Consider the following 24104-nt stretch of genomic DNA (forward strand, 5'->3'; position numbering starts at 1 on the left):
TATAAGGCATTTTGTCATCGGTCTTACCTGTTATTCGATAATATTTCAAACCAGTCTGTACCCTCTGTCCGTCTGACATTATATAAGGCTTTATATAATTATAATCGAGTTCATGCCCTATATCCCGATAAAACTCTCTGTAATCGTAATCGCCGGGATAACCCTCGTCGGCACTCCATACCTGCTTTGAGCTTTCGGTATCGCGGCCGAACACCGCTATACCTTGCGGCGTAATTATAGGCGCATATGTGCCGCATACCGGCCGCGGCTGGGCAAATAATACACCGTGCGATTCGGCTATAAAATAATATATACCGTATTTATGCAATATATGGTCTATGGCAGGCGTATAAGCGCATTCGGGCAGCCATATGCCATGCGGTTGCTGGCCCAGATAGCGTTTGTATGTGTCTATACCCACCTTTATTTGAGCCTCAAGGGCTTCGGGATACATGTCCATCAGCGGCAAATAGCCGTGGGTGGCGGCGCAGGCCAGAATCTCCAATTTGCCCATGCTTTGAAATTTGCGAAAGGCCGATATGAGGTCCCGGCTGTAGCGTTTATCGTACACATCCATAATGAGCTTCAATCTGTTATTATACATTTTTGCTACTTCGCTTATCTGATAGATATTTTTTGTTCTAATTACTTCTTTTTCCGACAGTTCTATCAATTTATGCAAATATTGTGTATACCGGTCTTTGAGGAAATCATCATCCAGCATGGATAGCAGCGTGGACGTTATAGACATAGTCAATTTAAAATCAATTTTATCCTCCATAAGCCCATCCAATATATCGATAAGGGGTATATAGCTTTCGGTAATAGCCTCAAAGAGCCATCTTTCCTCTATACAGTCACTATATTCGGGATGCCTGACATAAGGTAGATGTGCGTGAAGCACCATGCTCACATATCCTTGAACCATTTTATCATTTCCTTTCTATGATCGATTGAACATGCTCTGAGAGCTTATGATGAAGTACGACTCCGAACCCATCGATGACTGTGGCTGCGATGATTGCGATATCGTCGGCTGGTATTGTGCTGAAAATATATCCATATAATACACGTTATATATATCGGAGGCTCGGTCTCGCGGTGTATGGATAACGTTGGATTGGGCCACGCTCACGAATAACCCACTAGGAAGGATAAATCCTATTTCCGCGCTGAAATCGCTGTCAGGCCGATTCACGTATACATACCAGTTGCCTGTTGGCAATCCTACCTCTATAAAAAAAGAATCGCTTGATGCACCTGGTGATATATGGTTAATCCTTAATGCCCAACGATGATCGGCCATGATATAGGCATGATGCTGTGTTTCGTCTTTTATATCCCAGTAGGCATAAAGCCAATATGGATCCTTTATCATAAGCCTTATCTTAGTATCACCGTATCTATATGGTATCCAACTTTTATCAATTGTATGATCGAGTAACATAATGCCGGTTTTATTCCTTTCACTATATACGCATAACAAAATAAATATTAGAACAACAAAAATAGTATTTTCAAAAAGGGGAAAATTATTAATGAAATTTGCTATAAAGGATGGAAATGATTTATGTATAAGATCACAAGACAAGTAGGAGGAGAAGCATTTGGAGGACCCGGGAACAGGCCTACATGGTCTACAGCCAGTAAAACCGGTGTGGGTACGGCTTTCAATTTTTATTCCAAAGTATGGTTTACCATAGCTCACGGCATTATAACCGAGGTTTATTACCCTACTTTGGATACCGCCAATACTAAATCCCTTCGCCTGATAGTGATGGATAAAGACGGTTCTGTAGACGAGGAATCAGAAGATATGCATCATAGGGTTGAATTCATAAATCCAAACGCACTGGCTTATCGTCTCATAAATACTGATAAAGAGAAGTGCTATAGGATCGATAAACGCATAATAACCGATGCCATGAGAAATTCGATTATTATGAAATGCCGGTTTGAAGTTCTGCAAGGCACTTTGGACGATTATAGTATTTATGTATTTTATGAACCGCATATAGACAACAGCGGTTACGGTGATACCGGCTATATCACGTCATATATGGGTAAACCCGTATTAGCTGCATATGATGGTGGTATACACACCGCTTTATTGACCGATGTACCATGGGATGCTTATTCGACCGGCTATATAGGGGTAAATGACGGTTTTACGGATTTAAAACGGAACAGAGGGTTGAATTATCAATTCGATATAGCTAAAGATGGTAATATAGGCCAGATAGCCGAATTAGACATAAGCTGCAGTAATGAATTTACAGTGGTTTTATCGTTGGGACGCAATGAATTTGAAGCATCGGCCACAGGCTATGCTACTATTAATGATGATTATAGAGGCATTGAGCAGGAGTATATAGAAGGATGGAGTAACTATTGCAGGCGATTGGATGTTTTGAACGGCAGGGCGACGCAGCTTTATTATACCAGCATGATGGTGATGAAATCACATGAGGATAAGACCCATAGAGGCGCTACGATAGCGTCTATGAGCATACCATGGGGTGAAGCGGCCAGTGATGAAAATAGAGGAGGTTATCATCTTGTGTGGAGCCGGGATCTCTATCATATTGCCATGGCATTTATAGCCGCCGGTGATAGCATTACGGCCAATCGCGCACTGGAATATCTGGCTTATGTGCAGCAGCGCGATGATGGGAGTTTCCCCCAGAATTCATGGCTCAGCGGTTATCCATATTGGGGAGGCTTGCAGATGGACGAAGTGGCCGATGCAATAATATTGGCATGGCATCTAAAACGTAAAGACCTCTATTTTAAGTTGGTTAAACCGGCTGCTGACTTTATATGTGCTCGAGGCCCAGCCACGCAGCAAGAACGATGGGAAGAGAATGCTGGCTATTCACCTGCCACCATAGCGACTGAAATAGCCGGCTTGGTATGCGCAGGGCAACTGGCAGGTGACAGCGGTGATATCTATAGCCGCGATCGTTATCTTGAGAAAGCCGATATATGGCAGAGGGATGTCGACCGCTGGTGTTTTACCACCACAGGTTTTCATGGGAGCGGCAAATATTATATACGTATAAGCCCGAACGGTGATCCCAATTGCTGTGATAAAGTGCATCTCAGCAACGGCGCCGGGGAATACGATCAACGGGAAGTGGTGGATGCCAGCTTTCTGGAATTGGTCAGGCTAGGTATAAAGCGCGCCGATGATTATCATATAACCGAAACATTGAGGGTGGTGGATGAACTCACAAAAGTGCGTACCGGCAGGGGAGTAGGATGGTATCGCTATAACCACGACGGTTATGGTGAAACAGAGGATTGTGAGCCGTATTGCGGTGTGGGCAAAGGCCGGCTTTGGCCTGTATTGACGGGTGAGAGAGGGCATTACGAGCTGGCTGCGGGCAATGATGCTACGGAATATATAAGATATATGGAGCAATTTGCCAATAGCAGTTATATGTTGTCTGAGCAGGTGTGGGATGATACCGGTGAGCCTACCGGTTCAGCCACTCCACTAGCATGGAGCCATGCTGAATACGTATGCCTGCTGGTATCGGCCACTCGCCGGCGAATAATAGATCGGCCGGAGTGTGTATACCGGCGTTATTGCGCTGACAAAATGCAGTTATTGCTAAACTCGTAAGGATGAAGTATAATATAAAGCGATGATACGTGGCCGGAGTATCTAAAAAAAGTATATATAATAAAAGAAATGGAGGAAATTAGATTTTTTGTGGCAAAATCAACGAAAACAAAATTGAAGGTGACCCCGCTTGGAGGGATAAACGAGATAGGCAAGAACATGACAGTTTACGAATACGGATCGGATATGATATTGGTGGATTGTGGATCCACATTTCCGGAAGATGATATGCCTGGCGTTGACCTGGTTATACCGGATACCAGCTATCTCGTAAAAAATAAGGATAAGCTCAAGGGTATCGTATTAACCCACGGGCATGAGGATCATATAGGAGCGCTTCCATATGTACTGAAGGAGATCAACGTGCCGGTGTACGGTACGAGGATGACGCTCGGACTGGTGGAGAATAAACTCAAGGAGTTCGGCTTGAACACCAGCGTCAAGCTCGTGCACGTAGAAGCTGGCAGCAAGATACAGCTTGGCGCTTTCGAAGTTGAGCTCATAAATGTAAATCACAGCATAGCCGGTACGGTATCTTTGGCTATACGTTGTCCGATAGGCGTTATAGTGCATACCGGCGATTTTAAAGTAGATTATACGCCTATAGACGGCGAGGTCATAGACCTGGGACGTTTCGCTCAGCTCGGACAGGAAGGCGTGCTAGCCATGTTTGCTGATAGCACCAATGTGGAGCGTCCCGGCTATACCATGTCCGAAAGCGTTGTGGGGGAAACCTTTGATCGCATCTTTGCGGAGTCTACCGGTAGGATTATAGTGGCTAGTTTTGCATCAAATGTGCATCGTATACAGCAGGCTATAAATTCAGCGCTGACATTTGATCGCAAGATAGTGATATCGGGCAGGAGCATGGTCAATGTTGTAAATGTGGCTACCGAGCTCGGCTATCTGTCAGTTCCTGATGGAGCGATAATAGACGTGGATAAGATGAACAGCTTTCCTCCCGAGAGGATATTGATTCTCACTACCGGCAGTCAGGGGGAACCAATGTCGGCGTTGGCCAGAATGGCTGCTTCCGAGCATAAGAAGATCGAGATAATGCCGGGAGACCTTATAATAATATCAGCCATGCCTATACCGGGCAACGAGAAGATGATACACAGGGTTATAAACGAGCTGTTCCAAAAGGGTGCAGATGTTATATATGAATCGCTCGATGAGATCCATGTTTCAGGCCATGCCTGCCAGGAAGAACTAAAGCTTATCCACAAACTGGTTAAGCCTAAGTTTTTTATCCCTGTTCATGGGGAATACAGGCATTTGAAACGTCATGCCATGTTAGCGGAATCCTTGGGCATGCCGCCAGAAAATATATTTATACCTGACATAGGCGTTACAATGGAATTTTCGGGAACGTCGTGCAAGGTAGCTGGCAGCGTACCTGCGGGAAGCGTGCTGGTCGACGGTCTGGGTGTCGGCGATGTGGGCAATATCGTATTGCGCGATAGAAAGCACTTATCCCAGGACGGTCTGATGGTGGTAGTGGTCACAATAGATAAAGAAACCGGTACTTCCATAGCGGGACCAGACATCATATCCAGAGGATTTGTATATGTCAGAGAATCGGAGGCGTTGATGGAGCAGGCCAAAGTAGTGGTTAAAGGTGTCCTGGAAGAGTGCAGAAACGGCAAGGTGAGGGAATGGACCACTATAAAATCGAGTATAAGGGATGAGCTGAAGAAATTTCTATATGAAAAGACCAAGCGCAGCCCGATGATTTTACCGGTTATAATGGAGGTATGAGAACATGAACGTATACGATAAGGCACATGAACTGGCCAGGGCACTAAAAGAAAGCCAGGAGTATATAGACTATGATAAGGCATTAAAGAAAATCAATGCCAACGATAAGAATAAAAAGATGCTTTCGGATTTCAAAAGACAGGAATTTCAGATACAGGCCGCTCAGTTGAGCGGCCAACAGCCTGATAAAGAGGATGTGGACAAACTGCAGAGGTTATATCAGATATTGTGTTATGACAACGATATGAGCGATTACTTCGCTGCCGAATTCCGCTTTAACAGGATGATGGCCGATGTCTACAAGATACTCGGCGATGCAGTCCCGGTCGATATGAGTTTCCTCGAGGAAGAGAATGAGGATGAATAGCAGGTACATTACAAAAGTAGGCCTCATAGCCGCGTTGTATGCCGTGCTGACATATATATTACCGTCTGGACTGAGTTATGGGCCTGTGCAATTTCGTTTATCCGAAGGCCTTGTGCTGTTGCCATACGCCGAACCGGCCGCAGTGCTCGGCCTTGCTATAGGTTGTGTTATATCCAATCTGGCCAGCCCATTCGGCATCATAGATATTATAGGCGGCAGTGCTGCTACGCTGATAGCGGCATATCTGACGCATGTTTTAAGAAAAACCGGTAAGGTATATCTGGCGGCTTTACCTCCTATATTGGTAAATGGCCTGGGCGTGTCGCTGTACGTCAGCTACTTTAGCCGCACGCCTTACTGGATAACGGCAGGCTATATAACGTTGAGCGAGGGTATAGCGGTATTCGGCATAGCTGTACCGGTACTGGCGGTATATACGAAATACGTGAAACCGCGATTAGCATAAAAGGGAGATAATTAATGCTGGTAAGAGAAGACATAAGGAACGTAGCTATAATAGCCCATGTAGACCACGGCAAGACCAGCCTTGTGGACTGCATGTTAAAACAAAGCGGTGTATTCCGCGACAATGAAGAGGTAGGCGATAGGATATTAGATTCCGGCGACCTCGAAAGGGAGCGCGGCATTACTATATTAGCAAAAAATACAGCCATAGAATATAATGGCGTTAAAATAAATATAGTGGATACCCCGGGGCATGCTGACTTTGGCGGCGAGGTGGAGCGCGTGCTCAAAATGGTCAATAGCGTACTGCTGGTGGTGGATGCTTTCGAAGGCCCTATGCCACAGACGCGTTTTGTGCTCCATAAAGCTTTGGAATTGGGTTTGAAGCCCATAGTGGTTATAAACAAGATAGATCGGCCTGATGCTCGGCCGCATGAGGTGTTAGACGAGATATTCGATTTGTTCGTTGAACTGGACGCGTCGGATGAACAACTGGACTTTCCGGTGGTGTATGCTTCTGCCAAAGAAGGCATAGCCAAGATGGAATTGGATGAGGACAGCTCCGATATAAGGCCGTTACTGGATACCATTGTACGCCATGTAGAGCCGCCTGTCGGGGATCCTGATGCGCCGCTGCAGATGATGGTGAGTACCGTAGAGCCTGATGAATACGTGGGCCGCATAGCCGTTGGGCGCATAGAACGCGGCCGCATAAATTATGGCCAGCGCGTGGCGGTATGCCGAAAGGACGGCTCGATATCATATGCCAAGATAGGGCGTTTGTATTCATATAAAGGGCTCAAGCGCATAGAGATAAAGGAATCGTTGCTGGGCGATATAGTGGCGGTATCGGGTATAGATGATATAAATATCGGTGAAACCATATGCGATGATCAGAATCCAGAGGCTCTGCCATTTGTGGAAATAGAAGAGCCTACCATGTCCATGACATTCAGCGCCAATAACAGCCCGTTTGCGGGTACCGAAGGCGAGTACTTTACGTCCAGGCATCTGCGCGATAGATTGTATCGCGAGATACAGACCAACCTGAGTCTCAAGGTAGAAGAGACAGATTCACCGGATGCTTTCAAGGTGTCCGGACGCGGTGAATTGCATTTATCGGTATTAATCGAGACCATGCGCCGCGAGGGGTATGAGTTTCAGGTATCCAGGCCGGAGGTCATATACAGGGATATAAACGGCGTAAAATATGAGCCTATAGAGCAGCTGATCATAGATGTACCCGAGGAATATATGGGTGCTGTAATGGAGAAACTCGGTTCCAGAAAAGCCGAGATGTTAAACATGCATAACATGAATAACGGCTATATGCGCATGGAGTTTAAGATACCGTCTCGGGGCCTTATAGGATACAAATCCGAATTTATGACCGATACCAAGGGCAACGGTATAATGCATCATATCTTTATGGATTACGAGCCATATAAAGGCGATATAGCTACAAGGCAAAGGGGATCTTTGGTGGCCTTTGAAGATGGAGAGACGACTGTGTATGGCCTGTATAATGCGCAGGAACGTGGAACGCTCTTTATCGGCCCCGGCGTAAAGGTATATCAGGGTATGATAGTGGGCGAAAACTTGCGCGGCGATGATATGGATATAAATGTATGTAAAAAGAAACATATGACCAATATGCGTTCCTCTACGGCTGACGAAGCTTTACGTCTGGTGCCTCACAAGGAGATGAGCCTGGAACAGTGTATGGAATTTATAGGCGACGATGAGCTGATGGAAGTAACACCAAAAAACATACGCATGCGTAAAAGGGTATTAAAGAAAGAGGATAGAGCAAAACAACGCGCAGCGAGCAATAGATAAAGAGCATGAACGGATAGGAGTGATTTTATATGCGCAGGCGATTTGCGAGAAGGCCACGAAATTCCGCTATTATGCCCATGCTCGTGGTCATAGTGCTGGCTATCGTATGGTTGCTGGCAACCAACAGCATCGGTCAGTCGACTAGCGTAAACCAGGCCGGTATCATCGAGGATGTCGTAGTACATGTATTGGACGTGGGACAGGCTGACAGCATACTGATACAGTGGCCTACAAACCATGCCATGCTTATAGACGGCGGCAACAGGGATGACGGCCGATTTATAGCCAAGTATCTTGAGCAAGCCGGCGTACAACAATTGGATTGTTTGATCGCTACCCATCCGCATGAGGACCATATAGGGGGTCTGCCATATATAATCGAACAAATTCCTGTTAAAGCGGTATATATGCCTGAGGCTACGGCTAATACCAAAATATATGAAGATTTGTTAGATGCTATAAAAGATAAGGGTTTGCGTATTAATATCGCTAAAGCCGGCCTATTGTTGCCTTTGGACGGCGGTATAAGCGCTGCTTTTCTAGCTCCTGCGGGCGATAAATACGAGGATCTGAATCAATACTCAGCGGTGCTGAAGATACAGTATGGGCAAGCGCGTTTCCTGTTTATGGGCGATGCTGGATTGGTATCTGAGCAGCAAATGCTCAAGTCTGGACAGGATTTAACAGCCGATGTCGTGAAAATAGGGCATCACGGTTCAGCCGATGCTACATCCGAAGAATTTTTGGATGCTGTCCGGCCAAGGGCGGCAGTCATATCAGTAGGCCGAGATAATGATTATGGCCATCCCGATCAATTCACGCTGGATAAGCTAGCCGAACGAAATATAGCTGTCTATAGGACGGATAAGGACGGTATTATTACATTTATGACCGACGGCAAGGATATAGAGGTGGGCACGAGCAGGAGCGATAAATAATGAGCGATAAAGTAAAGCTTATGAACATATACGATGTACTATACAGATGCTTTGGTCCGCGTCATTGGTGGCCGGCCGATACGCCGTTTGAGGTGATGGTCGGCGCGATATTGACGCAAAACGTGGCATGGGTTAATGTGGAAAAGGCTATACGCAACTTAAAAGAGGCTGATGTGTTGGAACCGTCGAAGTTGGCCTATATGGATTCAGAGGAGCTTAAAGTACTCATAAGGCCGGCAGGTTTCTACAATCAGAAAGCGCCTAGGTTGCGGTATATGAGCAGGTATATAGTGGAGCAATGCGGCGGCAGCGTGGACAAGCTTTTTGAAGGCGATATGTACGAGGTGCGCAGCATATTGCTCTCTTGGCCGGGAGTGGGTCAGGAAACCGCTGATGCCATACTGCTTTATGCCGGCAATAAGCCGATTTTTGTAATAGACGCCTATACAAAGCGCGTTTTTTCCAGATTGGGTTTGCTGTCATCCGATGCTTCCTATGAAAGAGCGCAAGAATATTTTATGAATAACCTTCCCAACGATGTGCAGCTTTTTAATGAATATCACGCTCTTATAGACGAGTTAGCCAAGCGCATGTGCTTGAAACGCAACCCGTTATGCAGTCGGTGCCCGTTGAGCCAATGCCGATGGGCTCAAAAGGAGGTGCTTGCCGATGCATAATATGAGCCGCGGCCAGCAGGTGGTATTCATCGTGCTCATAGCCGCCCTGCTTATAGAAACCGGTGTTATGATATGGACCGGCCGAGCCGAAAAGGCTTTTAACGATGACATAATAATAGATGCCAAAAGCATGGAACCGTTAGATGAGGCGGTTTCCAACGAAAAAGGCAATGATGAGAGTGCTGACATACAAAAAGAGCAACTGCAAACGATAAAAGTATATGTGTCTGGTAGCGTCAATAAACCAGGTGTCTATGAATTAAGCGATGGCGACAGGGTGGAAGCCGCCATACAAGCTGCCGGAGGTGTTTCCAGCGATGCGGATATGTCAGGTATAAACCTGGCACAGCGCTTAAAGGATGAGGATATGATATATGTGCCAAAAGTCGGCGAGGCTGCATCGTCGGTCATCTCACGAAACGCACAGCAAAAGGACGGCAAGATAGATATAAACAGTGCTACAATAGAAGAATTGGATAAACTGCCGGGAATAGGGCCGGCCAAAGCTCAAAATATAATAGATTACAGGGAACAAAACGGGCCGTTTAAGGCCATAGAGGATATACAGCAGGTATCTGGCATAGGGCCCGCGACGTTTGAGGATATAAAAGACCTTATAGTAGCCAGGTGATATGCTATAAGCCGGTATCTTTTGATTGGAAGTGTTTTCTTCGAGCTTTAAGTCCCTGAAGGAATATTATAAGGAGTTCTCTTTCATGTTCATCCAATCGGTCCATGCTTTGTAGCGTTAACACTGCATCTCGACCTATGATTTCTTCTATATAATCGTCTAATGACGATTCATTTGGGTATTGTTTGCTTTCTCTAAGCGATCTTTTACCTATTAAGTAATCTACACTTACATTATAAATCTCGGCTATCCTTTTTAACATTTCAGCATCAGGGGTCCTCTCCCCTCGCTCATAATTTGATAAGGCTCCGCTTGTAATGCCGAATACTTTAGCAGCGTATTTTTGAGTCCATTCTTTTTTTTCTCTTAATCGGCGTAGCCTATCACCTAACGTTTCACTCATGGTTATCACCTTTTCATTTAATATAGCCAATCTTATCATGAGCTTAAAAATAAGAGAAAGTTTAATAACGAAATGAAAATTTATACTTGACAATGTCGAAATGTGTAACTATAATAATTGTATATTAAACAAATTGTTTAATATATTTATACATATTGTTTATATACGCGACAAGAGGGGCGATGAACATGTGCGTGACCTAGCAGTAATATTGCTAAAGAGTGATTCATATTAAGGTAAAAGGAAGGGGGGATGGTGATTTTATTTTATAAGCGAAGGATTACAAATGGGTTTTGTAGGGGTAGGCTAATCTATAATCTGAAATGGATAACGATAAGGAGGAGAAAGGACTAGAGAAATGATGAAAGTTAAAAGATTTATAGCGTTGATTTTGGTAATAGTAATGTCTGTTTTTATAATGGCGGGATGTGGTTCCGATGGTACTGAAGATACAAATGAAGAAAATTCACAAAGTTCAGATACAAGGACACCGCCTCCTGAGGGCAAGGATACAAACAATGGCAGACCTTATAATTTGGAACCTGTCAAATGGGATAATCGCAATGACCGTTATTTGAACGGCATCAATGCCACTATATTGCCGGTAACAGAAGAACCGGTAACGATTAAATATTGGCGTTCCTTTAACTCGACCGTAATGCAGGGTTTAGACGAATGCGAGGTATTCAAAGAACTGGAAAAGCGCACGGGAGTCCACGTAGAGTTTATGTATCCGCCGGTTGGTCAGGAAGCCGATAATTTTAACCTAAGAATAGCAAGTAATGATTTACCACATGTATTTTCAACTCCGCCAAATTATCCCGGAGGTTATATGAAGGCCATTCAAGATGAGGTTTATCTGGATTTAACACCTTATTATGATAAAGGCTTAATGCCTAATATTAAGTGGTTGCGCGAAAACAATCAAGAGATTAATAGGGACATGGTTGCTGATGATGGTCATATGTATTACTTTCCTATGATAGACATAGTGCCTTCGGATCCATGGAGTGGCCTCTGGGTTCGCGAGGATTGGCTCAAGGAGTTAGGATTGCCGCTGCCGAAAACGATCAGTGATTGGGATAATATGTTAAGGGCTATGAAACAAGCTAAAGGCGTGGCGCCATTAGCTTTAGATATTACAAATTGGTATGGAGTAGCAACAAATTATATGTTTGCAGGTTCATATGAAACTGGTTATAATTTTATCAATAAAGATGGTAAAGCTGTTTTTGGTCCAATAGAGCCGGGATATCAGCAATTTTTGGCTAAAATGCACGAATGGTATTCAGAAGGGCTTATAGACCCTGACTTCGCTACTCGTACTACCGATGCATATAATGCTAATATTGCTAGCGGCAAAGTCGGTGCTTGCGGCTTAGCCTATGGCGAATTCGGGCAGATTAAATTGACCGGCCAATCTAAAGATCCAAACTTTAAGCTTACACCAGTATTACAGCCGACCTCATACGAGGGGCAAGTGATTCATTTGCATCAGGACAACTCAACGGTCAGAGCGGATAGGGAATTCTTTACTACCAAGCTAGTTGATGATGGCATAGATGAAATTGCTGCTCAATGGAAAGATTATTGGTATAGCCAAGATGGGGGCGATCTTTGTTCCTATGGTCCGGAGGGGGTTTCTTACAAATGGAACGAGAAAGGTGAGCCTGAATGGATCTATCCTCGCCTAAAAGAGGAAAAAGATGCGGATTTTTGGACGCTTTATCCGCTCTTCAAATTACACAATTGGGGTTATCTACGTGATTCAACTTCATATGAGTTTGAACCCGAAGTGTATGAATGCATTGAATTATGGGCTACACAGGATTCGAGTTGGTTGATGCCGGATAATATCAGCTTAACACCGGAAGAATCTACAGAATTTAATACCATAATGACCGAGATCAACACTTACAGAGATGAAATGACCCTCAAATTTATAATGGGTCAGGTACCATTAACTGAATTTGATGATTTTGTTAATACAATTAAAGGCATGAACATCGATCGTGCAATTGAAATTCAACAAGCTGCTCTTGATCGTTATTTTGCTCGCCAATAGTATTGCAGCTTAGCTAACGATGTAAGAGTAGTAAACTACTCTTACATCGTTAAAATTTTGTATGTAAATGAAGAAGGAGCAATGGTTATTATGTCAGTACAAAATACTCAACAATTGCAGACCTCACATTCTACGATATCTAAATTTAATTCATGGAGAAATATGGTGGCTAAAGACTGGTATAAACATTGGGAACTATATTTAATGCTTATACCGGTAGTAGCATTTTATTTGATTTGGTGTTATGGCCCAATGTATGGAATCATCATAGCGTTTAAGGATTTTTCCCCACGCAAGGGTATATGGGGTAGCGAATGGGCAGGGCTGAAATACTTTATGGAATTTTTTGATAGCCCATATGCATGGCGTGTTATCAGAAATACTATATTGATAAATTTTTGGAATTTAGTCTTTGGTTTCCCGTTACCCATTATTTTTGCATTATTGCTTAACGAGGTCAAAAATCAGTTTTACAAAAGGACTGTCCAGACTATAACATATATGCCATATTTTGTTTCATTGGTTGTTGTGTGCGGTATAATAGTAGACTTTGCTGCGTCTGATGGTGTTTTTGGAGAAATTACTAAAATGCTTGGAGGAACTCCAACCAATCTATTATCAGATCCCAAGTATTTTCGTACTATATACGTTGGCTCCGAGTTGTGGCAGAGATTAGGTTGGGATAGCATCATTTTCCTTGCGGCATTGTCGGGGATAAATCCCGAGCTTTATGAAGCAGCTACTATTGATGGGGCAGGCAGATTCAAACAGATTATTCATGTTACTATACCGGGTATTATGCCGACCATGGTAATTTTATTGATCCTCCGCATCGGAGCTATGATGAACGTAGGGTTTGAAAAAATCATATTGTTATATAATCCACTTGTATATGAAACGGCCGATGTTGTTTCGAGTTATGTATACAGAAAGGGTATCGTAGAAAGTAATTTTAGTTTTGCGACAGCTGTAGGCTTATTTAACTCAGCGATTAATTTTCTTTTAGTTGTATCGGCTAATTGGTTTAGTCGAAAGATGACAGAAACTAGTTTATGGTAGCAAGGGGATGATATGATGAGGCAAACTACTGGTGAGAAAGTTTTTGCTGTTTTTAATTATATTTTGTTGTTTATTATCTGTATTATATGCATATATCCTCTTTGGCATGTTGCAGTGGCATCTATAAGTGATCCTCTGATAATTTATGCCAAACGGGGTTTTTACCTATGGCCGATGGGAGAAATTAGCTTAAAAGGCTATGAACTGGTGTTTCAAGATCCCAATATAATATCGGGCTTTTTAAACACTCTTCTTTATGTTGGTGTAGGCACCGCTCTCGGTTTGGTTTTGACCATTATGGGAGCTTATGTTTTATCTCGAAAGGGCCTATATTGGAATAGCTTGGTTATGAAACTAATCGTATTCACCATGTATTTTCAAGGAGGTTTGATACCATTTTTCATCATGGTCAAAAATATGGGATTGATGGACAGCAGATTGGCCATTATTCTTCCGACGGCGGTAAATACATGGAATTTGATAGTCATGCGTACGGCTTTTGCTACTGTACCGGATAGCTTGATTGAATCAGCCAAATTAGATGGGGCTAGTGAATGGCGCACTATGTGGGTCATTGCTGTGCCTGTGATTCAGGCTACTGTTGCTGTTATAGCGTTGTTTTATGCGGTTGGTAGGTGGAATGAATGGTTTAACCCATCACTTTTCCTTACAAGCAAGGATAAATGGCCGCTGCAATTGTTATTACGGGAAATATTGCTAAAAAACAGCACGCAAGCCATGACGCAGCTTGGATCAGTAGGTCAATCGCAACAAGAAATGTATCGTTTGCTGGTTAAATATTGTACAATTATGGTGGCTACAGTTCCTATTTTGGTAGTTTATCCATTTTTACAGCGTTATTTTATACATGGCGTTATGATAGGAAGTATTAAAGAGTAGCGTATCAATAGCAGGGCATGCGTTGCAACACATCCCCTGCTATTGATGAGTCTTTCTGAATGAGCCTGGTGTCATGCCTTCATATTTGCGGAATAGGGAGCAGAAATAACTCACGTCATTATACCCTACGGAGCGGCTTACCTTTTTTATACTAAGCGATTTATTGAGCAGAAGTAATTCCTTGGCTTTTTTTATACGATATTTGGCCAGATAGGTAAATGGCGTGACGCTAAAGGCCTCTTTAAAAAGCCTGCATAGGTATTGCGGCGTTATGTCCATGCATGATGCTAATTGTTCCAGCGATATTTCATCCATATAGTGGCTTCTTATATAATCCAGAACCGGGGCCAGATGTATATAATACTGCTGTAATGAACGGTTATCCTCGATAGATGAGTACTTTAGCAGGTATATGAGAAACTTATATACTAGCGCTGAAAGCTCCAAATTATTCAGTCCGTCATTTACTTTGGCCTCTTCGATTATATCCTGCAACAGAGTTTCAAGGGGTTTACTATCCGATAGAGTGAACACACAAGAGCCAGTAAAGCCCAAAGACGCCATTATAGCGTCTATATGAAAACCATCGAAGGTTAACCAATATACTTCCCATGGCTCCCTTACGGAATAATATTCATGTGGCTCATGCGGAAGCAATAAAAAGCCGGTACCCGGCGTTATACTGTATATCTGCCCGTCCAATACCAGTTCCCCAACGCCGCTTACAGTCTGCAACCAATGGTAACATGGATATCCTGAGATACGATGTATGGGCGGCTGATGCTGCTGCCAGCCGGCCGTTTCCATATAAAAAGGTAGATTTCTTTGATTATCGGTGATTACTGTAAACACACTAATGTCCATATTTGGCCCCTCACAGTTTCAAATATTCTTATAAATATTAATATAATCCGATTTACACGCTTATACAATGATGCTAGTATAACAATATAGATATATAATACAAGGAGGAAACGAAATGGTCAATCCCAAATTGCCGGCTTTCTTTTATGGGGGCGATTATAATCCGGAACAATGGCCAGAAGCGATATGGCAGGAAGATATGCGCTTGTTTAAACTTGCTAACATTAATGTTGCAACGGTGGCGGTATTCAGTTGGGCGTTATTGGAGCCATCGGAAGGCCAATACGATTTTACATGGTTGGATAGAGTAATGGATATGTTGTATGAAAACGGTATGTATGCCTGTTTAGCCACATCTACGGCAGCTCAACCTGCTTGGATGTCAAAAAAGTATCCGGGAATATTGCCAGTAACTATAGACGGACAAAAGCGCCAGCATGGCCGTCGCGTTAATTTTTGCCCCAATAGTTTTGATTATAGGCGGGCATCGCAGGCACTGGTGCGTCAATTAGCTTTGCGCTATAAGGATCACCCGGCACTTGTGGCATGGCATGTAGGCAATGAGTATGGTACCTATTGTTACTGCGAAAATTGTGCTAAAGCATTTCGTCAATGGCTAAAAGAACGATACGGTTCACTGGAGGAATTGAATAAGCGTTGGTATACTAACTTTTGGGGGCATACCATATACGACTGGGATGAGATAGTACCGCCTTCTCATCTGAGCGAGACGTTTAACCGCGGCTATATGGAAGGTACATATTTTCAAGGTATGGCCATAGATTATAATCGCTTTATGTCTGATAGCAGCCTGGCTTGTTATAAAGGCGAATACGATACTATAAAAGAAATAACACCGGATATTCCTGTTACCACAAATCTTATGGGGACTTTTAAGCCGTTGGATTATTTCTCATGGGCTAAGCATATGGATGTTATATCGTGGGATAATTATCCGTCCAATAAGGCGGTCATGAGCAATATAGCCATGAGGCATGATCTGATGCGCGGTTTGAAAGGCGGTCAACCGTTTATGCTGATGGAACAGACACCTAGTCAGCAGAATTGGCAACCGTATAATGGATTAAAACGTCCAGGTGTTATGCGCCTTTGGAGTTATCAGGCCATAGCACACGGCGCAGACACAGTGATGTTTTTCCAGCTAAGGCAATCCCGAGGTGCATGCGAGAAATACCATGGCGCTGTTATATCGCATGCTGGTCATGAAAATACGCGCGTATTCCGTGAAGTCAGTCGACTAGGTGAAGAATTAAAAAAACTGGGCGATAAAATACTGGATTCGCGCATCAAGGCACGCGTAGCCATAATATTTGATTGGGAAAATTGGTGGGCGGTAGAGTATTCTAGCGGGCCGAGCATAGATTTAAAATATGTTCCTCAGGTTGAGAAATATTATAAGGCGTTTTATGATATGAATATACCGGTGGATATGATAAATGAAGATGCTGATTTTTCAGGATATGACGTAGTAATAGCTCCTCTCATGTATATGGTTAAACCGGGTGTAAATGGGAGATTAGAGGATTTTGTAAAGAATGGTGGCACGTTTGTTACCACGTTCTTCAGTGGATTGGTAGATGAAAACGATCTCGTGGTAATGGGAGGCTACCCGGGCAAATTGCGGAATCTTTTGGGCATATGGGTAGAAGAAACCGACGCCTTATTCCCAGATATGAAAAATAGTATAATTATAAGCAAGCCTTTTGGTAATTTGCACGGGCAGTATCAATGTGGCCTTCTATGCGATATTCTACATTTAGAAGGTGCACAGGCGTTGGGCACTTATGGCAGTGATTTCTATGCGGGTATGCCGGCAATTACAGTAAACGATTTTGGCGCAGGTAAAGCTTATTATGTGGCTTCAGATCTGGATGACACTTTTATAAAGGAATTTTTACGCTATATATGTAACCAAAAGGCTATAAAGCCTATTATGGATGTGCCGGCTAATGTAGAAGTTACCCAACGTATAAAGGGTAACAATGTGTTTACCTTCATTCTCAATCATAACGAACATGCGATTATGATCGAGCTTGGAACGCAAGTATGCCATGAGCTTTTAAGTGATAAATATTTAAGCGGTGCCGCGGTGATACCTGCTCGCGACGTATTCATATTAGAAAGTTAAGAAAATTTTTCGCAATTCAGGCGGTCAGTCCTGTCAAAAATATACTTACCATGTATGAAACCGGCTATGAATAGGGGTGGGTATATTGATAAAACATTTTCTATGAGGTAAAATAAAAACAGAATATTATATAGGAAGGGGAATACATATCATGGATAAAATAAAGGTTGGCGTAATAGGTTGCGGCTCTATAGCCATTCATCGCCATGTTCCGGAATATGCTGCCAATCCTAATGTGGAGATCGCAGCGCTATGCGATATAGTAGAAGATAGGGCAAAGGCTTTATCCGAAGTATATGGCGGCAAGGTTTATACCGACTATATGGATGTTATAAACAGCAAGGATATAGATGCTGTAAGCGTTTGCCTTCCCAATTATTTGCATGCACCCGTATCCATAGCTGCGTTGGAAGCCGGCAAACACGTATTATGCGAAAAGCCGATGGCTACTTCAGCCGAAGAAGCCGAGGCTATGATAAAGGCAGCTAAAAGCAGCGGTAGAATACTGATGATAGGTCATAATCAACGCTTGATGCCGCCTCATGTAAAAGCCAAGCAGATTCTAGAGAGCGGCGAATTGGGCAAGATATATAGTTTTCGCACTACTTTCGGCCATGCCGGTCCCGAAGGCTGGTGCGTGGATAAAAGCAAAAAAACGTGGTTTTTCCGCAAGAAAGAGGCATTTGTCGGTGCTATGGGGGATCTTGGCGTACACAAAGCCGATCTCATACGCTGGTTGCTGGGTGAGGAAATTGTCGAAGTAGGCGCTTTTGTAGAAACGCGCGGCAAGACATATGATGATGGCCGATTGATAGACGTAGATGATAACGCCGTATGTGTGTTAAAGTCCGAGAGCGGTATCGTAGGTACATTGACCGCCAGTTGGACATATAGGGGCGGCGAGGATAACAGCACCACCATTTATTGCGAAAAAGGTGTTATGAAATTGGGCGCGGATCCTGATTTCGAGGTAGTAGTGAATTATACCAACGGGCAGAGAGCCTGTTACAAAGTGGGAGAGATAGCTACCAATGAAAAACAGGTGAGCAGCGGCGTAATAGATCTATTCGTAAAACATATAGTTAACGGCGAGCAGCCAATCATATCGGGCGATGAAGGCTATAAAGCGCTTAAGATAGTGTTGGCTTGCTTAGAATCGGCCGAGAAAAAGACGTTCGTGCAAGTTAAATGATATTTTATACAAAAGCTCCTTCTATAGGGAAGGGGCTTTTGTTATTATGCGATATTTATAGTATAATAGGGATATGGATAATAAAATGAATAGAAGTGCTGTGTTGGATACGCTTTTATCAGCTCAGGGGGGTTTTGTTTCCGGAGAGGATATAAGCAGGAGCTTAAATATCAGCCGTACAGCCGTCTGGAAATACATAAACGAATTAAAAGAGATGGGATATGTTATAGAAAGCCATTCGCGTGCCGGATATAAGCTTGTAGCATGCCCTGATGTATTGTGGCCTGATGAGATAAGTCTGGGATTGGATACATCGATTATAGGTCGGGAGATAGTCCATTTTTTAAGCATAGGTTCTACCAATGATAAAGCAAAGGAGCTTGCAAATAATGGCTGCCGCGAGGGATTGATAGTGGTGGCTGAGGAGCAGACAGGGGGCCGAGGCCGTCTCGGACGCCAATGGGTATCGCCGCAATATATGGGTATATGGATGTCTGTGGTGCTTAGGCCAGATATACAACCTATGGAAGCACAAAAGCTCACGCTATTATCCGCTTTGGCCGTATCCAATGCTATAGAAGAGTGTACGGGATTGAAAGTCGACATTAAATGGCCTAATGATTTGGTAGTGTCCGGTAAAAAGATATGCGGCATATTGACCGAGATGAGCGCTGAAGTGGATAAGGTGAATCATGTAGTTATAGGTATAGGGATAAATGCAAATATGTCTGCTGAAGATATTCCCGATGAGTTAAAGGATAAAGCTACTTCTTTGGCTATAGAGTTAGGATATAATGTCGACAGAAAAAATCTATTTAGATATATATCGCGAAACATAGACGAGCTTTATACTTGTTTTATTAATGCTAATCAATGGCATGATTTGATGGTTGAATATCGCGAGAAATGCATCAATGTGGGCCGGCGTGCCGTTATATCCAAAGGTGACGTATCGTGGGAGGGGATGGTCACGGATATAGACGATGACGGCGCATTGATAGTATTGGACGGCCGTGGCGAGAAGAAGCGCATTATATCCGGCGATGTATCGATCAGAGGGGTGGAAGGCTATGTATAATAATATAACAGATGTAGAAGGAATAAAGGTCGGCCATGCAAGTGATTTTACCGGGCTGACGGGCTGCACAGTGGTATTGTGTTCGGATGGAGCGGTAGCCGGAGCTGATGTGCGCGGCTCAGCGCCCGGTACCAGAGAGACCGATCTTTTACGCCCAGTTAATTTGGTAAGAGAGGCTCATGCTATACTGTTGACAGGAGGCAGCGCTTTTGGCTTGGATGCAGCCTCTGGTGTTATGCAATACTTATCCGAACATGGAGTGGGTTTTAACAGCGGAGCCAGGCCTGTACCCATAGTTCCGGCAGCCGTGTTGTTTGATTTGGACGTAGGGGATCCTACGGCATATCCGGATAAGGCTATGGGTTATAAAGCTTGTTTAAGTGCGACAACCGGATATGTAGAACAAGGATGCGTAGGTGCGGGTACTGGTGCTACTGTCGGCAAGATGCTCGGTTTAAAGCATGCTATGAAAGGAGGCGTCGGTTCAGCCAGCTTGAGCATAGGCGATTTGGTAGTGGGGGCTATAGTGGCCGTGAACGCTTTAGGTGATGTGGTCGATTATAGAAGCGGTGATATAATAGCCGGATGCCGCGATGACGACGGGCGCTTTGTCGACACAGTCCATCATATGCTCAATGGTGATCTTCAACACAGAGGCTTCGGTAATACCACTATAGGTGTCGTGGCTACCAATGCAATGCTCGATAAGGAGGGCATAAACAAGGTGGCACAAATGGCTCACGATGGTTATGCATTGGCTATACGGCCGGTGCATACCATGTACGACGGCGATACCGTATTCGCGCTGGCAACGCAGAAGGTAGCGGCCGATGTAACTCAAGTGGGTGTAGCGGCAGTAGAGGTCATGGCACAGGCCATATTGAATGCGGCACGCGCTGCCAATCAGGAATAAAGATATTAAGCTTGCTGCTTTGAGGGGGAAGTTATATAAATGCAATCTTCATTGATGAGGTTTTTAAAGTATATAAAGCCATATTGGTTTCTTATACTTTTATCGACCATAGGTGGGTTTATAAGGTTTGCAGTGCCGATGATATTTCCCAAAGTATTTCAATACCTTATAGATAACGTTTTGCTGGTTCAAGGCATAAATGTAGCGCAAAAATACCATACGGTAGGAATTATAATGATAAGCCTTGTAGCTATATACCTTATCGTATGGGCTCCTGCCACATATTTCAGACGGTATTTATCCGGACTGGCCGGCCAACGCCTTATACTCGATCTGCGTACAGATTTGTATGAACACGTTATGAGTCTATCTAATTCATATTTTAAGAGGAATCAAAGCGGGGCTATAGTTTCCCGCGTTATAAACGATGTGGCTCTGGCGCAAAATATGGTAGGCAATGCTTTGACCAACTTGTGGATGAGTGTGTTATCATTGATAGTGGTGATAGGTATAATGCTGTCGATGGATTGGAAGATGACACTTATAGCTATGGTAGCGTTTCCGGCATATTTCTATGTACAGAAGAATATGCGTACAAAGGCTAGAATAACAAGCAGACAGATACAGCGCGATACAGCCGAGATGGCGGGCGAGATCAGCGAGCGGCTTACAGCCATGGATCTTATAAAAGTGTTTACCGGCGAGAAATTCGAGCTCCACATGTTTTTCAAAAAGGCACGCAAGCTGTATAAAAGCACTGTGGATAATACTAAAGTATCGGCATTTGTGCAGATGATGTCCGGTTTATTGACCAGCATAGGGCCGGTCATAGTAGTTTGGTATGGGAGTTCCAGAGTGCTGTCCGGTACATTGACGGTAGGCGCCATGACCGCATTCTATATGTACCTTGGTCAGTTATATCAGCCTATAGCCCAATTATCCGATTTGGATATAGTGGTAGCCAATTCTCTGGCTGCTATAGATCGGATATTCGAAAACATCACTATACAGCCGGGTCAGCGCGTAGCGCTTGTGGGCCACAGCGGGGCTGGTAAATCCACATTTGTAAGCCTTTTACCGCGCTTTTATGATGTGACCGAAGGGGCTATAAGGGTGGATGGTTATGATATACGTGATGTAACGCTCAAATCTTTGCGCCAGCAAATAGGCATGGTTATGCAGGATACTGTCTTATTCAACGGGACGATCTACGATAATATACTTTACGGCAACCCTCGCGCCTCTAAAAGGGATGTAAAAGCTGCGGCTAAAGCGGCCGATGCTCATGGCTTTATCAAATCTCTGCCAAACGGTTATTATACTGAGGTGGGAGAACGCGGTGCTAAATTGTCAGGCGGCCAGAAGCAGCGAATAGCCATAGCCAGGGCATTTCTTAAGAACCCACCCATACTTATATTGGACGAAGCCACATCCGCTTTGGACTCTCAGGCTGAAAACCTTATTCAAAACGCTTTGAACCGTTTGATGAAAGGACGTACCACTATAATCATCGCGCACAGGCTATCCACTATAATGGATGCCGATATCATAGTGGTGCTAGAGAACGGTGAGATAGTGGAAAGCGGAACGCACAGCGAATTATTAAAACGCCAGGGCATATACTACAGCTTATATAACGAACAATATAACAAAAGAATGTTTTGGTCGGGTAATGATGAATATAAATGTTGTAGCAGTGGGAAAGATTCGGGAGCGATATATCCGCGACGCCATAGGCGAATATGTGAAACGCTTGAGGCCATATTGTCGCCTCAACATAATAGAGGTGGCGGAGCAACAAGCCCCTCAGGAGCTTTCCAAAGCTGATATGGAGGGTGTTAAAATTAAAGAAGGCCGGGCTATTTTAGAGCATATAAAAAGCAATGAATATATTATAGCGTTGGCCATAGAGGGCGCGATGATGTCATCGGAACGATTGGCTGGCTATATACTAGATCTCATGATTTCGGGACATAGCAGTATAACCTTTATTATAGGCGGCTCGCTTGGCTTATCATCAGAAGTACTAGCCAGAGCCGATATGCTCCTCTCGTTTTCTCCCATGACATTTCCCCATCAATTGATGCGGTTGATATTGCTGGAACAGGTATACCGTTGCTTCAAGATAAACAGCGGCGAGCCGTATCATAAATGATTGAGAGAGTTTCGCTCCCAAAATACCCCATCGCTATATCCTTGTATAGAACGATTGCGATCGGCAGCAGCCAAACGTTTCTCGGCCAGGCAGCAGTAGGTATTATCTATTTCTATGCCGACGTATTGTCTACCTAGTTTTTTAGCCACAACCGATGTTGTACCAGAACCCAGAAACGGGTCCAGTATAATGTCACCGGGATTGGAGCTGGCCAAAATTATCTTGGCCAATAACTTTTCCGGTTTTTGGGTGGGATGATGGGTATTTTCCGGCATGGACCAGAAGGGTACCGTTATATCGGTCCATATGTTGGACGGGTAGGTAAGCCTATATTTATTTTTGCCGTCATAATGCCAATCCTTTGGCTGACCGGAGCCATCTTTATAAGGGGCTTTTACAAGTCTCTTGAGTTTTACGTTTTCCGCATTGAAAGTATATTTATTGGATACGGTACAAAACCATATATCCTCCGATGCATTCTTCCAATTGGCTTTGGAACCGCGACCTTTTTCCCTTTCCCAAGTGATGCGGTTTCTTATAATGAAATATTTTGACATAACTTCGAATATAGCAGCACTCGAACGCCAATCGCCGCATATATACAATGAAGCTATGGGCTTTAAAGCGGGTATTAAAAGAGTTAGCCATGACTCGAGCCATTGAGTATATTGGTCCATACTCATTTTACTAAAGGTATTCTCGTTAAAGGTTTTGCTCATATTATATGGTGGATCAACGAACAACAGATTGACAAACTGTTGTGGCAAAAACCTGGCTGCGCTGAATATATCCTGGTTTATAGTGCGATCCGTAATATCAGATACTGACACGGGCTTATTAAGATATAAAAGCCTAGAACTATATAATGATTTTTCATCATCGGACAACTCTATGGTACGATTTTTCGAAGCTTTACGCTTTGACAAGTCCTGCAATCGGAACATACCTCCTAAGCAAACTTTGTTTATTTTCAGTATATCATGCTATCGATGCAAAGTGAAGGGATATTTACATAATCAC

21 protein-coding genes and 1 pseudogene are annotated in these 24104 nt (G+C 43.7%); 17 read left to right on the plus strand and 5 right to left on the minus strand.

The features are described from left to right. Both JG770_RS06470 and JG770_RS06475 read right to left on the minus strand, forming a co-directional pair. Window positions 1-928 (minus strand): annotated as a pseudogene (locus tag JG770_RS06470) (DUF1957 domain-containing protein); the annotation flags it as partial. 15 nt (window positions 929-943) lie between these two features. Beyond that, window positions 944-1447 (minus strand): DUF4912 domain-containing protein, encoded by a 504-nt coding sequence (locus JG770_RS06475; RefSeq protein ID WP_291956723.1) that lies wholly within the window; start codon window positions 1445-1447, stop codon window positions 944-946. Between the two features lie 123 nt (window positions 1448-1570). Between JG770_RS06475 and JG770_RS06480 the strand changes: the two genes are divergently transcribed. From JG770_RS06480 to JG770_RS06515, 8 genes are all read left to right on the plus strand, one after another. Then, on the plus strand, window positions 1571-3628 hold the full coding sequence (locus JG770_RS06480; protein WP_291956725.1) for a glucan 1,4-alpha-glucosidase: 2058 nt from the start codon (window positions 1571-1573) through the stop codon (window positions 3626-3628). Between the two features lie 69 nt (window positions 3629-3697). After that, complete coding sequence (locus tag JG770_RS06485; RefSeq protein WP_291956727.1) at window positions 3698-5389, plus strand: ribonuclease J; 1692 nt, start codon at window positions 3698-3700, stop codon at window positions 5387-5389. Between the two features lie 4 nt (window positions 5390-5393). Next, the gene (locus JG770_RS06490) at window positions 5394-5756 is read left to right on the plus strand and encodes a YlbF family regulator (protein ID WP_291956731.1); all 363 of its coding nucleotides are present in this window, start codon (window positions 5394-5396) and stop codon (window positions 5754-5756) included. After that, window positions 5743-6222 (plus strand): QueT transporter family protein, encoded by a 480-nt coding sequence (locus JG770_RS06495; protein WP_363320945.1) that lies wholly within the window; start codon window positions 5743-5745, stop codon window positions 6220-6222. The genes JG770_RS06490 and JG770_RS06495 overlap by 14 nt, the downstream gene beginning before the upstream one ends. Window positions 6223-6236: 14 nt before the next feature. Further along, on the plus strand, window positions 6237-8060 hold the full coding sequence (typA, locus tag JG770_RS06500) for a translational GTPase TypA (RefSeq protein WP_291956737.1): 1824 nt from the start codon (window positions 6237-6239) through the stop codon (window positions 8058-8060). 29 nt (window positions 8061-8089) lie between these two features. Next, window positions 8090-8998: a ComEC/Rec2 family competence protein gene (locus JG770_RS06505; protein WP_291956738.1), complete on the plus strand. Its 909-nt coding sequence runs from the start codon at window positions 8090-8092 to the stop codon at window positions 8996-8998. Further along, window positions 8998-9675: an endonuclease III domain-containing protein gene (locus JG770_RS06510; RefSeq protein ID WP_291956741.1), complete on the plus strand. Its 678-nt coding sequence runs from the start codon at window positions 8998-9000 to the stop codon at window positions 9673-9675. The genes JG770_RS06505 and JG770_RS06510 overlap by 1 nt, the downstream gene beginning before the upstream one ends. Then, window positions 9668-10306 (plus strand): helix-hairpin-helix domain-containing protein, encoded by a 639-nt coding sequence (locus JG770_RS06515; protein ID WP_291956743.1) that lies wholly within the window; start codon window positions 9668-9670, stop codon window positions 10304-10306. The genes JG770_RS06510 and JG770_RS06515 overlap by 8 nt, the downstream gene beginning before the upstream one ends. 4 nt (window positions 10307-10310) lie before the next feature. Here the strand turns inward: JG770_RS06515 and JG770_RS06520 are convergent, their stop codons facing one another. Then, window positions 10311-10709 (minus strand): helix-turn-helix transcriptional regulator, encoded by a 399-nt coding sequence (locus JG770_RS06520; RefSeq protein ID WP_291956746.1) that lies wholly within the window; start codon window positions 10707-10709, stop codon window positions 10311-10313. A gap of 358 nt (window positions 10710-11067) precedes the next feature. Between JG770_RS06520 and JG770_RS06525 the strand changes: the two genes are divergently transcribed. The 3 genes from JG770_RS06525 to JG770_RS06535 all read left to right on the plus strand — a co-directional run bounded on the left by JG770_RS06525 (window position 11068) and on the right by JG770_RS06535 (window position 14733). Then, the gene (locus tag JG770_RS06525; RefSeq protein ID WP_291956749.1) at window positions 11068-12774 is read left to right on the plus strand and encodes an extracellular solute-binding protein; all 1707 of its coding nucleotides are present in this window, start codon (window positions 11068-11070) and stop codon (window positions 12772-12774) included. Window positions 12775-12936: 162 nt separating this feature from the next. Further along, the gene (locus JG770_RS06530; RefSeq protein ID WP_291956770.1) at window positions 12937-13833 is read left to right on the plus strand and encodes an ABC transporter permease subunit; all 897 of its coding nucleotides are present in this window, start codon (window positions 12937-12939) and stop codon (window positions 13831-13833) included. 174 nt (window positions 13834-14007) lie between these two features. Continuing rightward, a complete protein-coding gene (locus JG770_RS06535) occupies window positions 14008-14733 on the plus strand; it encodes a carbohydrate ABC transporter permease (RefSeq protein WP_291956751.1) in 726 nt (241 codons plus the stop codon). A 39-nt stretch (window positions 14734-14772) separates the two neighbouring features. Here JG770_RS06535 and JG770_RS06540 read toward each other — a convergent pair whose 3' ends face one another. Next, the gene (locus JG770_RS06540; RefSeq protein ID WP_291956753.1) at window positions 14773-15597 is read right to left on the minus strand and encodes an AraC family transcriptional regulator; all 825 of its coding nucleotides are present in this window, start codon (window positions 15595-15597) and stop codon (window positions 14773-14775) included. Window positions 15598-15712: 115 nt separating this feature from the next. Between JG770_RS06540 and JG770_RS06545 the strand changes: the two genes are divergently transcribed. The 6 genes from JG770_RS06545 (at window position 15713) to rlmH (ending at window position 23084) form a co-directional block, all read left to right on the plus strand. Continuing rightward, window positions 15713-17746, plus strand: coding sequence for a beta-galactosidase (locus JG770_RS06545; RefSeq protein ID WP_291956756.1), 2034 nt, complete (start codon window positions 15713-15715; stop codon window positions 17744-17746). 151 nt (window positions 17747-17897) lie between these two features. Next, window positions 17898-18938, plus strand: a complete 1041-nt coding sequence (locus JG770_RS06550; protein ID WP_291956758.1) for a Gfo/Idh/MocA family oxidoreductase — start codon at window positions 17898-17900, stop codon at window positions 18936-18938. Between the two features lie 85 nt (window positions 18939-19023). Then, entirely contained in the window at window positions 19024-20016 is a 993-nt protein-coding gene (locus tag JG770_RS06555; protein WP_291956760.1) for a biotin--[acetyl-CoA-carboxylase] ligase, read from the plus strand. Then, window positions 20009-20929, plus strand: coding sequence for a P1 family peptidase (locus JG770_RS06560; protein ID WP_291956761.1), 921 nt, complete (start codon window positions 20009-20011; stop codon window positions 20927-20929). The genes JG770_RS06555 and JG770_RS06560 overlap by 8 nt, the downstream gene beginning before the upstream one ends. Window positions 20930-20968: 39 nt before the next feature. Next, on the plus strand, window positions 20969-22756 hold the full coding sequence (locus tag JG770_RS06565; RefSeq protein ID WP_291956764.1) for an ABC transporter ATP-binding protein: 1788 nt from the start codon (window positions 20969-20971) through the stop codon (window positions 22754-22756). Further along, window positions 22662-23084, plus strand: a complete 423-nt coding sequence (rlmH, locus tag JG770_RS06570; protein WP_291956771.1) for a 23S rRNA (pseudouridine(1915)-N(3))-methyltransferase RlmH — start codon at window positions 22662-22664, stop codon at window positions 23082-23084. Before JG770_RS06565 ends, rlmH begins: the two co-directional genes overlap by 95 nt. Here rlmH and JG770_RS06575 read toward each other — a convergent pair. Further along, window positions 23075-24028 carry a site-specific DNA-methyltransferase gene (locus JG770_RS06575; RefSeq protein WP_291956767.1) on the minus strand — a complete coding sequence of 318 codons (954 nt, stop codon included), beginning with the start codon at window positions 24026-24028 and terminating at the stop codon, window positions 23075-23077. The two genes, rlmH and JG770_RS06575, sit on opposite strands and share 10 nt — an antisense overlap. Window positions 24029-24104: the final 76 nt, after the last annotated feature.

Origin of the sequence: Mahella sp. (assembly GCF_020054945.1) — a bacterium.
Taxonomy (GTDB): Bacteria; Bacillota; Clostridia; order Mahellales; family Mahellaceae; genus Mahella.

Coding starts and splice junctions, on each gene's coding strand:
- JG770_RS06475 (WP_291956723.1), bottom strand. CDS start 1,447: ATGTTACTCGATCATACAATTGATAAAAGTTGGATACCATATAGATAC.
- JG770_RS06480 (WP_291956725.1), top strand. CDS start 1,571: ATGTATAAGATCACAAGACAAGTAGGAGGAGAAGCATTTGGAGGACCC.
- JG770_RS06485 (WP_291956727.1), top strand. CDS start 3,698: ATGGAGGAAATTAGATTTTTTGTGGCAAAATCAACGAAAACAAAATTG.
- JG770_RS06490 (WP_291956731.1), top strand. CDS start 5,394: ATGAACGTATACGATAAGGCACATGAACTGGCCAGGGCACTAAAAGAA.
- JG770_RS06495 (WP_363320945.1), top strand. CDS start 5,743: ATGAGGATGAATAGCAGGTACATTACAAAAGTAGGCCTCATAGCCGCG.
- typA (WP_291956737.1), top strand. CDS start 6,237: ATGCTGGTAAGAGAAGACATAAGGAACGTAGCTATAATAGCCCATGTA.
- JG770_RS06505 (WP_291956738.1), top strand. CDS start 8,090: ATGCGCAGGCGATTTGCGAGAAGGCCACGAAATTCCGCTATTATGCCC.
- JG770_RS06510 (WP_291956741.1), top strand. CDS start 8,998: ATGAGCGATAAAGTAAAGCTTATGAACATATACGATGTACTATACAGA.
- JG770_RS06515 (WP_291956743.1), top strand. CDS start 9,668: ATGCATAATATGAGCCGCGGCCAGCAGGTGGTATTCATCGTGCTCATA.
- JG770_RS06520 (WP_291956746.1), bottom strand. CDS start 10,709: ATGAGTGAAACGTTAGGTGATAGGCTACGCCGATTAAGAGAAAAAAAA.
- JG770_RS06525 (WP_291956749.1), top strand. CDS start 11,068: ATGATGAAAGTTAAAAGATTTATAGCGTTGATTTTGGTAATAGTAATG.
- JG770_RS06530 (WP_291956770.1), top strand. CDS start 12,937: ATGGTGGCTAAAGACTGGTATAAACATTGGGAACTATATTTAATGCTT.
- JG770_RS06535 (WP_291956751.1), top strand. CDS start 14,008: ATGGGAGAAATTAGCTTAAAAGGCTATGAACTGGTGTTTCAAGATCCC.
- JG770_RS06540 (WP_291956753.1), bottom strand. CDS start 15,597: ATGGACATTAGTGTGTTTACAGTAATCACCGATAATCAAAGAAATCTA.
- JG770_RS06545 (WP_291956756.1), top strand. CDS start 15,713: ATGGTCAATCCCAAATTGCCGGCTTTCTTTTATGGGGGCGATTATAAT.
- JG770_RS06550 (WP_291956758.1), top strand. CDS start 17,898: ATGGATAAAATAAAGGTTGGCGTAATAGGTTGCGGCTCTATAGCCATT.
- JG770_RS06555 (WP_291956760.1), top strand. CDS start 19,024: ATGAATAGAAGTGCTGTGTTGGATACGCTTTTATCAGCTCAGGGGGGT.
- JG770_RS06560 (WP_291956761.1), top strand. CDS start 20,009: ATGTATAATAATATAACAGATGTAGAAGGAATAAAGGTCGGCCATGCA.
- JG770_RS06565 (WP_291956764.1), top strand. CDS start 20,969: ATGCAATCTTCATTGATGAGGTTTTTAAAGTATATAAAGCCATATTGG.
- JG770_RS06575 (WP_291956767.1), bottom strand. CDS start 24,028: ATGTTCCGATTGCAGGACTTGTCAAAGCGTAAAGCTTCGAAAAATCGT.